14 protein-coding genes are annotated in these 12,220 nt (G+C 70.7%); 2 read left to right on the top strand and 12 right to left on the bottom strand.

The window, feature by feature from the left end; translation table 11 throughout:
• Together E4V01_RS16685 and fliF are read right to left on the bottom strand one after the other, a co-directional pair.
• A complete protein-coding gene (locus tag E4V01_RS16685) occupies positions 1-738 on the bottom strand; it encodes a hypothetical protein (RefSeq protein WP_060768422.1) in 738 nt (245 codons plus the stop codon).
• A complete protein-coding gene (fliF, locus tag E4V01_RS16680; RefSeq protein WP_060768421.1) occupies positions 738-2,429 on the bottom strand; it encodes a flagellar basal-body MS-ring/collar protein FliF in 1,692 nt (563 codons plus the stop codon). The genes E4V01_RS16685 and fliF overlap by 1 nt, the downstream gene beginning before the upstream one ends.
• On the opposite strand from fliF, the gene E4V01_RS16675 reads away from it, so the two are divergent.
• On the top strand, positions 2,412-2,993 hold the full coding sequence (locus E4V01_RS16675) for a CBS domain-containing protein (RefSeq protein ID WP_245517588.1): 582 nt from the start codon (positions 2,412-2,414) through the stop codon (positions 2,991-2,993). The genes fliF and E4V01_RS16675 overlap by 18 nt on opposite strands.
• On the opposite strand, the gene fliP is transcribed toward E4V01_RS16675, so the two are convergent.
• From fliP to flgB, 10 genes are all read right to left on the bottom strand, one after another.
• Complete coding sequence (gene fliP, locus E4V01_RS16670) at positions 2,935-3,702, bottom strand: flagellar type III secretion system pore protein FliP (RefSeq protein WP_193763216.1); 768 nt, start codon at positions 3,700-3,702, stop codon at positions 2,935-2,937. The two genes, E4V01_RS16675 and fliP, sit on opposite strands and share 59 nt — an antisense overlap.
• Positions 3,703-3,710: 8 nt before the next feature.
• Positions 3,711-4,193, bottom strand: a complete 483-nt coding sequence (locus tag E4V01_RS16665; protein ID WP_135299115.1) for a flagellar basal body-associated FliL family protein — start codon at positions 4,191-4,193, stop codon at positions 3,711-3,713.
• A 123-nt stretch (positions 4,194-4,316) separates the two neighbouring features.
• On the bottom strand, positions 4,317-5,024 hold the full coding sequence (gene flgH, locus E4V01_RS16660; protein WP_003602007.1) for a flagellar basal body L-ring protein FlgH: 708 nt from the start codon (positions 5,022-5,024) through the stop codon (positions 4,317-4,319).
• The gene (locus E4V01_RS16655; protein WP_060768417.1) at positions 5,024-5,608 is read right to left on the bottom strand and encodes a MotE family protein; all 585 of its coding nucleotides are present in this window, start codon (positions 5,606-5,608) and stop codon (positions 5,024-5,026) included. The genes flgH and E4V01_RS16655 overlap by 1 nt, the downstream gene beginning before the upstream one ends.
• Positions 5,608-6,735, bottom strand: coding sequence for a flagellar basal body P-ring protein FlgI (gene flgI / locus E4V01_RS16650; RefSeq protein ID WP_135299114.1), 1,128 nt, complete (start codon positions 6,733-6,735; stop codon positions 5,608-5,610). The genes E4V01_RS16655 and flgI overlap by 1 nt, the downstream gene beginning before the upstream one ends.
• Positions 6,732-7,241 (bottom strand): flagellar basal body P-ring formation chaperone FlgA, encoded by a 510-nt coding sequence (flgA, locus tag E4V01_RS16645; protein ID WP_060768415.1) that lies wholly within the window; start codon positions 7,239-7,241, stop codon positions 6,732-6,734. The genes flgI and flgA overlap by 4 nt, the downstream gene beginning before the upstream one ends.
• Before the next feature lie 78 nt (positions 7,242-7,319).
• Positions 7,320-8,108 (bottom strand): flagellar basal-body rod protein FlgG, encoded by a 789-nt coding sequence (gene flgG / locus E4V01_RS16640; protein WP_060768414.1) that lies wholly within the window; start codon positions 8,106-8,108, stop codon positions 7,320-7,322.
• Between the two features lie 90 nt (positions 8,109-8,198).
• Positions 8,199-8,552 (bottom strand): flagellar hook-basal body complex protein FliE, encoded by a 354-nt coding sequence (locus tag E4V01_RS16635; protein ID WP_135299113.1) that lies wholly within the window; start codon positions 8,550-8,552, stop codon positions 8,199-8,201.
• A 13-nt stretch (positions 8,553-8,565) separates the two neighbouring features.
• Entirely contained in the window at positions 8,566-8,982 is a 417-nt protein-coding gene (gene flgC, locus E4V01_RS16630) for a flagellar basal body rod protein FlgC (RefSeq protein ID WP_060768412.1), read from the bottom strand.
• Positions 8,979-9,368: a flagellar basal body rod protein FlgB gene (flgB, locus tag E4V01_RS16625; protein ID WP_060768411.1), complete on the bottom strand. Its 390-nt coding sequence runs from the start codon at positions 9,366-9,368 to the stop codon at positions 8,979-8,981. Before flgB ends, flgC begins: the two co-directional genes overlap by 4 nt.
• Positions 9,369-9,525: 157 nt before the next feature.
• Between flgB and E4V01_RS16620 the strand changes: the two genes are divergently transcribed.
• Complete coding sequence (locus tag E4V01_RS16620) at positions 9,526-12,201, top strand: heparinase II/III family protein (RefSeq protein WP_135299112.1); 2,676 nt, start codon at positions 9,526-9,528, stop codon at positions 12,199-12,201.
• The last annotated feature ends 19 nt before the right edge of the window (positions 12,202-12,220 follow it).

Below are 12,220 nucleotides of genomic sequence, written 5' to 3'. Positions count from 1 at the left end.
TTACGCCTCCGCGATCGCGGCGGTGATCAGGCGGCTCCAGGCCGCGAGTTCGGTCTCGATCACGGTCTCGCCGGCGCGCACCGTCACCTCCGGCCCCTCGGCCGCCTCAAAAGCGATCCCGGTCGAGCCGCCGAACCGTGCGGCGAGCGCCGCGATCAGATCGTCCGGCCCGCGCACCTGCACCGCGGCCTGCTGCGGCTCGGCCAGGATGCGCTTGAGGGCGGCGCCGAGTTCATCCAGCGCCTGCCGCTGCAGCGCCTGGCCCAGGACCGGCGCGATCAGCCGCGCGACCCGGTCCGAGAGCGTGGCGTCGAGCGCCTGCATGGCCGCGACGAAGCCTTGCGCCAGGATCTCGCCCTGCGCCTCGGTCCAGTCGCGGCGGGCTTGCGCCAATCCCTCCTCGAAGAGGGCCTGCTGCGCCGCGCGCTCGAGCGCAGCTTGCGCCGACCACTCTTCCAGCGCCTCGGCCCGGCCCTGTTCGCGCCCGCGTACCTCGGCGGCGGCGATCAGCGCCTCGCGATCCTCTGCCGGCCGCAGGGTGGCCGCGGCGGTGCGGGGCAGGAAGGGTTCGAGCGCGGCCTGGATTTCGGCCGGAGCCGGTGCGATGGGCTCCGCGGCGGCGGGCGCGCGGAACCACGCCCCCGAAAAATCCGGCTCGCCCGAGAGCGCCGAGAGCGCCGCGGGCGGCGGGGGAGGGGCGGAGAAGTCCGGCAGGTAGCGGGCGAGCACCGCGTCCATCACGCCGCCTCCTCACGCATGAGCCAGCGCTTGAGCACGGCCGCGACCTGCTCCTCGTCGATGTCGATGAGCTGCTCCAGCCGCTTCTGCGGCGAGCGGGCCATCTTGTCCTCCAGTTCCTCCAGCAGGCCGGCGACGCCCGGCGCGGGGAGCTTGGCCGCCTCGCCGGAGCCGGGAAGCGCTGCACCCGGTGCGGCCAGGGCCATCGTGCCGTCGGCCGCCATGCCGGCCGCGAGCGCGGGCACGCCCTCGGGGCCGGCGAGCGCCGCGACTTCGCTCTGAGCGGTCTCGGGCGTCGCCAGGATCGCGCGCAGGGCCGGGCGAAGGCCGAACCAGATCAGCAGGCCCGCCACGACGAGGATCGTCGCCGCGTTGATGAGCGTGCCCGACTGCTTCATCATCACGTCGCTGAGCGAGAGCGGCGGCACCGGCTCCATCGCCTGACCGTCGTTGACGAAGCCGACCGCCGCGACCTTGATCGTGTCGCCGCGCTCCTTGCTGAAGCCCGCGGCCGAGCCCACCAGTTCCTCGATCTCGGCGATCTGCTTGTCGAGGCTGGCCTTGTCGTCGGGCCCGGCAAGCGCGGTCAGCCGCGAGCGGTTGACCAGCACCGCGACCGAGAGGCGGCGGATGGCGTAGCCGTCGCTCACCGTCTGGACCGTCTTCTGGGAGATCTCGTAATTGGTGAGATCCTCCTTCTTCGAGGTTTCGTTGCTCGACTGGTCGTTGCCGTCCGAGCGGGTGCGCTGGTCGGGCAGGTTCTCCTGCGCGCTGGTCGGGCGCTGGCTGTTGCGGTTCTGCGCGTTCTCGCTCTCGCGCACCGAGCGCACCGAGCGCTCCACCCGCTGGTCGGGGTTGAAGATCGTCTCGTTGGTGCTCGTCTTGTCGGTGTTGAGCTGGGTCGCGACGCTGATCTCGAAATTGCCGACGCCGAGATAGGGCGCGAGCGTGCGCCGGATGTTGTCCTGCATCTCGCGGCTCACCGACTTCTCCAGCGTCGCCATCTTGCCGGTGGGCGCCGTGCCGGCGTCGTCGCCCGCCAGCAGCACCGTGCCCTCCGAGCCGATCACGGTGACGCGGTCGGGCTTCATGCCGGGGATCGCCGAGGCGACGAGCTGGCGGATCGCCTGCGCGCCGGAGACGTCGTCGGCGGGCTCGGTGCGCACCACCACGGAGGCGGAGGCCGGCTGCTGATCGCGGCGGAACGAGCCGCGGTCGGGAAGCACCAAGTGGACGCGGGCGGCGCGCACGCCCTTCATGCCCTGGATGGTGCGAGCGATCTCGCCTTCGAGCGCCCGCACGCGGGTCACCTCCTGCATGAAGGAGGTCATGCCGAGCGAGCCGAGATCGTTGAACAGCTCGTAGCCGGACTTGGAGCTCTGCGGCAGGCCCTTCTCGGCGAGCAGCATCCGCGCCTGCGCGGTGTGACCGAAGGAGACCAGCACCGCCGTGCCGTCGGAGGACACGTCGAAGGGGATGCCGTTGTCCTTGAGCACGCCGCCGATGCGCCCGACGTCCTCGCGCGACAGCCCCGTATAGAGCGTCTCCTGCGCCGGACGGCTGAGATAGTAGGCGCCGACACCGACGCCGAGAAACACCAGAAGGCCGACCAGCCCGAGGGCGATCAGCCGCCTCGCGCCGAGATCGACGATGTTGTTCCACAATCTTTCGGCTTGCTCGCGACCGAACATCCCTGGACCAATCCCGCCCGCGACCTGACACGCGTCGCCAGCCTGAATGAGGGCTCAGCCTTGCGCGGGGATTGCGACGCGACACGTCCGCGTGCGGTGCCGGGATCCCGTGAGGTGGACGTGCTCGATGCGAGGCTACGCCTCGCCGACGCCATCGCTGCGATGGAGGCCGGGCGGCATCAGGCCTATCCGGTGCTCGACGCCGCGCACCGCCCCGTCCGCCTCGCCACGCGCGGGCAGGGCCCGCACTGGGCTCTGGAAGGGGGCCGCGGCGAGGAAAGGCTCGGGCGTCGGGAGGGCGCGCCGCTCGCGGCCGTCCATCCCGGCGACGTGGTGGCCCACGCCCTCGACGTCATGACCGAGAAGGGCCAGGGCCGTCTCGTCGTCACCGATCCGGAGAGCGGCGCCCTGGTCGGGCTGCTGACGCGCCGCGACCTGCTGCAGGTGCGCGCCACGACGGTCCGGGCCGAGACCGAACGGCGGGCCTACCGCGCCTTGCTCCGCTTCAGAAGAACGATCGGACCAGCCCACTCACCAAGAGGTTCCAGCCGTCGATCAGGATGAAGAACAGCACCTTGAACGGCAGCGAGATCACCGTCGGCGGCAGCATCATCATGCCCATCGACATCACGATGGTGGAGACGATGATGTCGATCACGAGGAAGGGCAGCACGATCAGGAAGCCGATCTCGAAGCCCCGGCGCAGCTCGGAGATCATGAAGGCGGGGATCAGGATGCGCAGGTCGATCTTCTCGCCGGCCTCGGCCTTGGGGAAATTGCGGCTCGCCAGATCCGTGAAGGTCTGAAGGTCCTTCGGGCGCACATGCTGGGTCATGAACTCGCGGAACGGCTCGACGATCTTGCCGAACGCCTCCTCCTCGCCGATGCGGTTCTCCTGGAGCGGCTTCACGCCCTCGTTCCAGGCGCGGTCGAAGGTCGGCGCCATGACGTAGAAGGTCATGAACAGGGCGAGCGAGACGAGGAACAGGTTGGCCGGCGTGCTCTGCAGGCCCAGCCCCGAGCGCAGGAACGAGAACGCGACGGCGAAACGCGTGAAGCTCGTCACCATCACGAGCAGGCCCGGCGCCAGCGACAGGACGGTGAGCAGCGCGACGAGCTGGATGATGCGCCCGGACGCCGCCCCGTTGCCGGGCGGCAGCAGCGCGTCGAGGCCGGGCACGCCGGTGACGCCGCCGGGCGAGGCACCCTGCGCCAGGGCCGCGGTGGCGGTGAGAGCCAGGACGACCCCGGTCAGCCCGAGGCGCCGAACCATCCGACCGCTCATTGCACCACCAGCGATTCGACGATGAACTCGCGCACCGCCCCCTTGGTGCGGATCGCAACGCGCTCGTTCAGATCCTCGCGCAGGTGCTGGAGGCCGCTTGCGCCCTCGATCTGCGCCATCGACAGGGTGCGCAGATAGGCCAGCGCGTCGGCTCGGATCTCGGCGAGCGTCACATCCGGGTTCGGCAGCGCCCCGGCCTGAAACACGACCGAGGATTCGATGCGCACCCAGGAATCAGCCGGCTCGGCGAGGTTGGCCACCACCGAGCCGACGCTGCGCAAGGACAGGTCGCCGGTGTAGTTGAGCACCTTCACCGCCTTGCCGGCCTCCTCGCGTTGCTTGAGGTCGACCGACTTCTCGACGCTGCCGAGCAGGTAGACGCCGAGCCCGCCCCCGGTGCCGACGGCGACCAGCGTGACGAGGGCGAGCGCCCCGATCCAGCCCTTGCCGCCCTTCTTGGAGTCCTTGGCGTCTGCCATCTCGATTCTCCTGGGTTCGCTCTCATCGCTTCGCGGTGAGAGCGGTTCGCCGCATCGGTGGCGGCGCGCGGTCGCGCTCGTCGCGAACGGGGGCGTTCGCGCAGGCGCGCTCGGGGCGTGCCGTCAGAACGGCGCGACGGTCTCGAAGACCCGCTGGCCCAGGCTCGGGCCCTGCACGTCGGTGATGCGCCCGCGCCCGCCGTAGGAGATGCGCGCCTCGGCGATCTTGTCGTAATCGATGGTGTTCTTGCGCGAGATGTCCCGCGGGCGGACGATGCCGGCGACTTCGAGCACACGGACCTCGTTGTTGACCCGCACTTCCTGCGAGCCCGAGATCAACACGTTGCCGTTGGGCAGCACCTCGGTGACCACCGCCGCAACCGAGAGGCTGAGTGATTCCTTGCGGTCGATCGAGCCCTGACCCTTGGTCTCGGTGCCGGAGCGGATGCCGGTATCGGCGGTCGCCGTGTCCTTGAGGCCCGAGATGCCGTAGCCGAAATCGAAGCCGAGGCTGCTCTTCTGGCTGCGGCCGCGTTCGCTCGCGTTGTCGAACTGCGCCTTGTCGTTGATGGCGATGCTGACCGTGATGACGTCGCCGACGTCGCGGGCGCGCGGATCCTGGTAGAGCGCGGCGCTCGCCGGGCTCCAGGTCGAGTGGTAGCTGTGGCGCGGGCCGAGCGCGCCGAAGGAGGTCGGCAGCGGCTCGCGCGGCGCGTTCAGCCCGGTGCCGATCGGCGTCAGCAGCGGCGGGCGGCCGAGGCGGTCGAGATCGCTCTGGCAGGCGCCGAGCGAGAGGGCCAGCACGGCCACGGCGGCGGAGGAGGGGCGCATCACGACCTCTGGTTCTTCTTGACGGCCGGAGCGGTCGCGTCCTTGCGGCCCGATTCCGACATCGCACGGGCGAGACCGGCGGCACGGGCCGCCTCCATCTCGGAGAGGATGGCGCTCGCGGTGCGGGCGTTGAGCTTGGTCAGAAGGGCGGCAGCCGCCTCGTCGGGCATGTTGGCGAGCTGGAGCGCCGCCGCGTCAGGCCGCATCTTGGCGTAGACCGCGACCACGCTCTCGTCGGCCTTGGCCAGGAACTCGTTGCGGCGCTTGAGCCACGCCTCGTACTCGGCCCGCTTCTCTTCGAGGAGCTTGATGCGCTCCTCGACCTGCCGCTCCATGGTCGCGAGCTGTTCCTTCTGCCACGCGAAGCGGGCATCGGCGGCAGCGTCCGCGATGTTGGCGCAGTAGCCGGACTTGGCCGGCTCCTTGGCGACGAAGTCCTGGGCCGTGACCTCCCTCGGTGCGTCGCGGGTGGCGAGCGCCCGCATCGCGGCGTCCTTGGCCGGGTCGGCATGCTCGCCGCCGGCCGCGAGTGCGGTTCCACCGAGCGCGAGCCAGCACAGGGCGATGCGCAGCGTCCCGTTCATCACTGCACCACAAGCTCCGCCTGGAGGGCGCCGGCGGTCTTCACCGCCTGCAGGATCGCGATGATGTCGGTCGGCTTCAGCCCGACCTGATTGAGCCCGCGCACCAGCGTCTGGAGATCGGAGCCGCCGAGGATGGCGAGCTTGCCGCGCTCCTCGCGCGCCGAGACCTCCGTGCGCGGCACCACCGTGGTCTGGCCGTTGGAGAAGGGCTCGGGCTGCGACACCTCCGGCGCCTCGGTGACCCGCACCGTGAGGTTGCCGTGGGTGACCGCGACCGTGGAGATCGTCACGTTGCGCCCGATCACGACGGTGCCGGTGCGCTGGTCCACGACGACGCGGGCCGGCGTGTCGGGCTGGATCGTCAGATCGCCGATCTGCGCCACGAGCCGGGTTTGGGCCATCTGGCGCCCGCGCATCACCACCACAGCGCGCTGGTCCCGCGCGCTGGCGATGCGACGGCCGAAGGCGCCGAGCGACCAGGCGTTGATCGCGTCGGAGATCTGTGTCGCGGTCTTGAAGTCGGGGTTCTTCAGCTCGAACACGAGTTCGGGCAGATCGCGGAAGGTGCCGGGCACCTCGCGCTCGATCATCGCGCCGTTCGGGATGCGGCCCGCGGTCGGCACGCCTTGCGTCAGCTGCTCGGCCTGGCCCTGCACCGAGAAGCCGGAGACCGCGAGCGGCCCCTGCGCCGCCGCGTAGACGAGGCCGTCGCCGCCGGTGAGCGAAGTCATCAGCAGGGTGCCGCCGCGCAGCGAGGTGGCGTCGCCCATGGAGGTCACGGTCACGTCGATGCGCGAGCCGGTGCCGGTATAGGGCGGCAGGTCGGCGGTGACCATCACGGCCGCGATGTTGCGGGTGCGCAGGCGGGCGTCGCGCACGTTGATGCCGAGCCGGTCGAGCAGCGATTGCAGCGATTGCTCGGTGAACTGCGCGTTGCGCAGGGTGTCGCCGGTGCCCTGGAGGCCGGTGACGAGGCCGTAGCCGAAGAGCTGGTTGTCGCGCACGCCCTTGAGCGTCGCGATGTCCTTGATGCGGGTGCCGGCGGCGAAAACCGGGCCGGTCATGACGGCAAAGCCAAGGCCGGTGAGCAGTCCGAGCAGCACAGCGAGGAGCAGGCGGCGGGTCATTGCGCGCCGATCCGGATGCGGCCGTCGGCCATCACCGTGCCGAGGATGATGCGGTTGGTGTCGGTGTTGCGCACGCGGATCGTCTCGCCGAGGCCGCCGTTCTGAAGCGGCGCTCCGACCGCGGTGATGACGAGGCCGTTCTCCTCGAAGATCATCTGCGTCGGCGCGCCCCGGCTCACGAGGCGGGGATCGTCCACGGCGTTGACCGGCACCGGCTCACCCGGCAGCAGCATCCGCCGGGCGACCCGGCCGGCGATCGCGGCGGAGGCATCGATGACCGCCGTGCGCGCCCGGTAGGTCGCGGGATAAGCCTGCATCCGCAGCATCGAGTCCTTGATCGTGTCGCCGGGATAGATCGTGACGGTCGGCACCGGCAGCATGAGTTCGGCATTCGCCATGCCCTCGACCGCCATGCCCTCGACGGCCTGTGCCGGAGCGATGGGTTGCGCCGAGCCGGCCGCGAGGGCGACGAGCACGAGGCCGCGGACGAAGGTCTTGCGGGGCATGGGGGGCTCGCGCCGAAGGAGGAGGGGAAGACGCGCAAGAGGATGCGCAAAGGGACGCCGACTTGGACGCCGCGCGTGTCAGCGGATGCCCTTGGAGACCGTTCCGGCCATCTCGTCGGCGGCCTGGATCACCTTCGAGTTCATCTCGAAGGCGCGCTGGGCCGTGATGAGGCTGGTGATCTCTTTCACCGGATCGACGTTCGATCCTTCGAGATAGCCCTGCTGCAGTTTGCCGTAGCTCACGTCGCCGGGATTGCCGACCACGGGCGCGCCGGAGGCCGGGGTCTCGCGGTAGAGACCGTTGCCGAGCGGTTCGAGGCCCGAATCGTTGGCGAAGTTGGCCAGCGTCAACTGGCCGACATTCTGCAACGCGACCTGCCCGTCGATCTTGGCGAAGACCTGACCGGACTCGTTGATCGTCACCTGCGTGGTGTTCTGAGGGATCAGGATCGCGGGATCGACCGCGTAACCTTCCATGGTCACGAGCTGGCCGGCGTTGTTCTTGTTGAACGAGCCTGCGCGGGTGTAATGGATCTCGCCCGCCGGGCTGGTGATCTGGAAGTAGCCGCGCCCGTTCACCGCCAGATCGAGCTGGTTGCCGGTGTTGGCCAGCGAGCCCTGCCGGTGGAGGTTGCGGATCGCGGCGGCGCGGACCCCGAGGCCGAGCATCGCGCCCTCCGGCACCGCCTCCTGGCCCGCTTGGTTCGGCACGCCCTGCTGCCGCTCGGCCTGATAGAGCAGATCGGTGAACTCGGCCCGCGCGCCCTTGAACCCGGTGGTGTTCAGGTTGGCGATGTTGTTGGCGATGACTTCGAGGTTGAGCTGCTGGGCGGACATGCCCGTGGCGGCGATGGCGAGCGCGCGCATGGCGAGGGATCCTTCGGGCTAGCGCTCTCCGCCGGAGTGGAGGCCTGTTCGGCGTGAGAGAGCGCGTTGAAACGGAAGCGGCTCGGCCGATCACATCGGCATGCGGCTGAGTTCGAGGTAGGCGGCGACCACCTTGTCGCGGATCGCCACCACGGTCTGGAGGCTCTGCTCGGCGGACATCACCGCCTCGACCACCTGCTGGGCGGTGGCTTTGCCCTGGATGCCGGAGATCGCCGTCGCCTCGCCGGTGCGCAGCGCATCGCGGGCGCTGGACGCGACCTGGGCCATCACGTCACCGAAATCGGTGGGCGCGGGCGGGGCGGTCCCGGCGATGCCCGAGAGGGCGGCCGGGCTGAACATGGCCTTCTGGGTCGGCGCGGCCCCGGCGAAGGAGGTGCCGGCGACCTTGTCGAAGGCGGCGAGCGAGTTGAGGGCTTCGATCATCGCGGGCGGCTCTTCAGGACTTCAGGAGATCGATGACGCTGGCGACCATGGCCCGGGCCTGTTTGATGACCTGGAGGTTCGCCTCGTAGGAGCGGTTGGCCTCGCGCATGTCGGCCATCTCGACGAGCATGTTCACGTTGGGCAGCTTGACGTTGCCGTTCGCATCGGCCGCCGCGTTGGCGGGGTCGTGCTCGGTGCGGAACGGGGCATCGTCGGTGCCGATCTCGCGCAGGCGCACCGAGGCGATGCCCGCCGCCCGGTCGAGTTCGGCCCGGAACGTCACGGTCTTGCGGGCATAGGGGTCTGCGCCCGGGGTCGCGCCCGTCGATTGCGCGTTGGCGAGGTTCTCGGAGACGACCCGCATGCGCAGCGATTGCGCTTCGAGGCCGGCGCTCGCGAGCCGCGAGGCGGAGAGCAGGGGATCGATCATGCGCCGCCCTTCACTGCGGCCATCAGCATGCGATGGAACGACTTCACCACCGCCGTATCGAGGTTGTGCTGGCGGGAGACGTCGCCGGCCTTGAGCATCTCCTGCTCCAGGCTGACCGCGCTCGACGATTGGAGCACTTCCCAGGTCTCGGAGGCTTTAGCCTCGCGCACGGGGATGCCGGTGCCTTGCGTTCCCAGATGGCTCGTGGCGGTCGAGGCCATGTCGAGCCCGGTACGCGCCAGAACCTGGGCGAACGGCATCACGTCCCGCGCCTTGTAGCCGGGGGTGTTCGCGTTCGCGACGTTTCCGGCGATGGTGGCCTGGCGCGTCGCGAGGAAACGCGCGTGCTGCGAGGCGAGGTCGAACAGGTAGACGCCCGTCGTCATGGCAACGCCCCCATCCCAAGGGCTCCTCAAGAAGCGCGGGACGCGGGCGCACCCGGACGGTGAAGCCCGCGTCAGATGGGAGGTTTAGGTAGGCAATCTTGCACGAGGCTGGCTCGTGCCTTGACACGGCCGATCCCGGAGGTAGCGCCTGCGGGTGATGGACCAGATCGATGAGCAGGCCGCTGCGGCCGTCTCCGACGGCGAGGGCGCAGCGTCCCTGCTGCCGGCCGCTTCACGCTATGCCGGGGGCGCCGGGCCGGGCGGACGCGAGGGGCTGCACCGCATCGCACCCAACAACCGCTTCGCGCGGGTGGGCTTGAGCTTTGCCGGTCTGACGCCCGGCACCTGGGCCTGCCTGCGATTCGGTCTCGCCTTCGACGCGGACGAGGCGGCGGCTCTGGCCGTCGACGCCGCCGCGGCCGGATTCGACTTCCTGGCGGCGGACGGTTCCAGCCTCGATCTCGACCACGTGCCCGGGTTGGCCCGCAGCCTGCTCGATCCGCACCTCGCCTGGATTCCGGGGCCGGCGCTCCTCGGTGCGGAGCCGTTCCGCATCGCGTTCCGCGTGCCCGATCAGGCGAGCGGCGTCAGCGTCACCCTGCGCTCCTGGCGCAACACCGGCGACGTCACCGTGGCCGACCCTGTGCTGCGCCTCGGCGAACCCGATCCGGCGCCGGCGCCGCGTCGGCGCCCGCTCTCCGGCGAGGGGCTGCATTTCGACTACGCGCTTGCCGAGGACGTCGCCCTGGTGCTGCGTGGCCAGATCTACGCCGCGCGGGCCGACGAACATGCCGCGCGGGTGCGGCTCGTCTACCGTGATGCGGCGGGAGCGGAGATCGCGCCGCCCTACGCCAACGCGGTCTCCGTGCCCGGCCTCGGTGCGGTCATCAATCTCTCGGCCCAGCCGCAAGCCCGCCGCTTCACCCTGACCCTGCGACCGCCGCTCGGTGCAACGGCCGTCGCACTCGATTTCGGTGTGTGGGAGGATGCCCAGACCGCCTCGGAGAGCGAGCTGATCGGTCAGCCCGAACTCGCGCTCGAAGACGATTTCCGCCTCGAAAGCCTCTGCGACGACGACGTCCTCGATGCGCCGGCCTTCCTCGCCCGCCTCGCCGACCGGCTCGGCCTGTCCGAAGGCGTGCCCGCGTCGTGGCGGGCGGGTTCCGATACGGGCGCCGCGCCGATCCTCGCGCGGGCCCGCGACTTGCGCACCGGGCCGGACCGGAGTGCGCGGATCGAGGGGGAAAGCGTCGTCCTGGCTCTGGCCGGCCTGCCCGATTGGACGTTGCCGGAGGCGCCGGACTGGCGCGAGGATCCGTTCCGTTCGGTGGCGTGGCGTCTCGCCTATCAGTCGCTGACGTGGCTGCTGCCGCTCGCCGCGCTTCCGGACGGCGCGGCCCGCGCCCGGACCATCGCCGCCGCGTGGTCGCGGGCCAATCCGTGGGGCCAGCCGGCGGACGGCCTTAGTCTGCATCCGGCGGCTCTGGCCCCCCGCGGCGACGTGCTGGCGAGCCTGCTCTCGGGCGGCGATGAGTCCGCCCGAGACGAGCCCGTCCGCGCCGAGATCGCCGCGGAGGCTGCACGGCAGGGCTTCGCGCTCGCCGAGATCGTCGGGCAGAACACCTTGGCGCGGGCCCTGCACGGTATCCAGGCGGCGGCGGCGCTCCTCGCCGTCGCGCGGGCGCTGCCCGGCTTCGCATTCGCCCCGCACTGGGACTCTCTGGCGCGCGACAGCCTCACCCACGGCTTCGATTCGCTGCTGTCGGAGGCGGGCGCATTCACCGATGCCGCCCCGGTGCGGCGCCTCGATCTCCTGAGCCATGGGCAGGCGATCGCCGACGCGCTCGGTGAGACCGAACCCGGCCCGACGATCCGCTGCCGCGTCGACGCGGCTTTGCCCGGTCTTGCCGGGCTGATCGATCGCGGCGGACGGCTGCCGCCCTTCGGCGATGCCCCTGCCGGCCTTGACCATGCCGCCTGGATCGCCCGGCTCTCCTCGCGGGGCCATTCTCAGGGGCAGGACCTCGTCGCAGTGCGCGACGCGGCGCCCGTTCCCGAGGGCCGCACCGCCGGCATGCTTGCGCTCCGCCACGATGGGATGGAGCAGGGCTGGGGACATTTCGCCCTCACCCATGCCGCGCAATCACCGCACGGGCATCGCGACTGCACCTCCTTTACCTTCGCCACCGGCTCGCGGCGCTGGATCGTGGAAGGGGGCGGCGCCGAGGGCGTCGAGGTCGGCCCGGCGCGCCACTACCTGCTCTCGCCCCGCGCCCACAACGTCGCCATCCCCGATGGCTGCGAGCCGGTCGCCGGTTCGGGCACGCTGAGCAGACGCCTCACGCTCGACGGTGCCGAGGCCCTGATGCTCTCCACCACCGTGCATGGGCCCGACTACGCCCATGCGCGCCTCTTCCTCGTGCTCGACGATCTGAGCGGGATGGCCGTAATCGACCGATTCGTGCGGGTGGGGCCTTCGCTGTCGTTCGAGGGGCTGCTGCATCTGCCGCCCGATACCCTCGTCGCGCTCTCCAGTCCCCGCCGGGCGCTCGCCCAGCAGGAGGGGCGGCGGCTCGAATTCTTCGCGATTCCGCTGAAGGGGCAGGCGGCCGGGTTGGAGGTCGCCATCGGCCGCAGCGACCGGCCGCACGCGATGCAGGGGTTTTGCGCGACGGGATCGGGCGGGCTGAGGCCGGCGCCGGTTCTGCGCTACGCGTTCACAGGCCGCGACACGGTCTGCGGCGGTATCGTCATCGCCGCGGATGCAGGGGCGGAGCAGCGGCTGGTGCGGCTGCTCGCCGATAACGCGGTGCGGCTTTGGGTGGAGGGATGAGTGCCGGCTGAATGCATCG

The sequence above is a fragment of the Methylorubrum sp. Q1 genome (assembly GCF_004683995.1).
Taxonomy (GTDB): domain Bacteria; phylum Pseudomonadota; class Alphaproteobacteria; order Rhizobiales; family Beijerinckiaceae; genus Methylobacterium.
The sequence above is the reverse complement of the archived record's forward strand: the minus strand, read 5'-3'. Positions and strand labels throughout refer to the sequence as shown.

Bases quoted from the DNA above. Each gene is read 5' to 3' on its own strand.
- E4V01_RS16685 (WP_060768422.1), bottom strand. From the start codon at position 738: ATGGACGCGGTGCTCGCCCGCTACCTGCCGGACTTCTCCGCCCCTCCC.
- fliF (WP_060768421.1), bottom strand. From the start codon at position 2,429: ATGTTCGGTCGCGAGCAAGCCGAAAGATTGTGGAACAACATCGTCGAT.
- fliP (WP_193763216.1), bottom strand. From the start codon at position 3,702: ATGGTTCGGCGCCTCGGGCTGACCGGGGTCGTCCTGGCTCTCACCGCC.
- E4V01_RS16665 (WP_135299115.1), bottom strand. From the start codon at position 4,193: ATGGCAGACGCCAAGGACTCCAAGAAGGGCGGCAAGGGCTGGATCGGG.
- flgH (WP_003602007.1), bottom strand. From the start codon at position 5,024: ATGCGCCCCTCCTCCGCCGCCGTGGCCGTGCTGGCCCTCTCGCTCGGC.
- E4V01_RS16655 (WP_060768417.1), bottom strand. From the start codon at position 5,608: ATGAACGGGACGCTGCGCATCGCCCTGTGCTGGCTCGCGCTCGGTGGA.
- flgI (WP_135299114.1), bottom strand. From the start codon at position 6,735: ATGACCCGCCGCCTGCTCCTCGCTGTGCTGCTCGGACTGCTCACCGGC.
- flgA (WP_060768415.1), bottom strand. From the start codon at position 7,241: ATGCCCCGCAAGACCTTCGTCCGCGGCCTCGTGCTCGTCGCCCTCGCG.
- flgG (WP_060768414.1), bottom strand. From the start codon at position 8,108: ATGCGCGCGCTCGCCATCGCCGCCACGGGCATGTCCGCCCAGCAGCTC.
- E4V01_RS16635 (WP_135299113.1), bottom strand. From the start codon at position 8,552: ATGATCGAAGCCCTCAACTCGCTCGCCGCCTTCGACAAGGTCGCCGGC.
- flgC (WP_060768412.1), bottom strand. From the start codon at position 8,982: ATGATCGATCCCCTGCTCTCCGCCTCGCGGCTCGCGAGCGCCGGCCTC.
- flgB (WP_060768411.1), bottom strand. From the start codon at position 9,368: ATGACGACGGGCGTCTACCTGTTCGACCTCGCCTCGCAGCACGCGCGT.
- E4V01_RS16620 (WP_135299112.1), top strand. From the start codon at position 9,526: ATGGACCAGATCGATGAGCAGGCCGCTGCGGCCGTCTCCGACGGCGAG.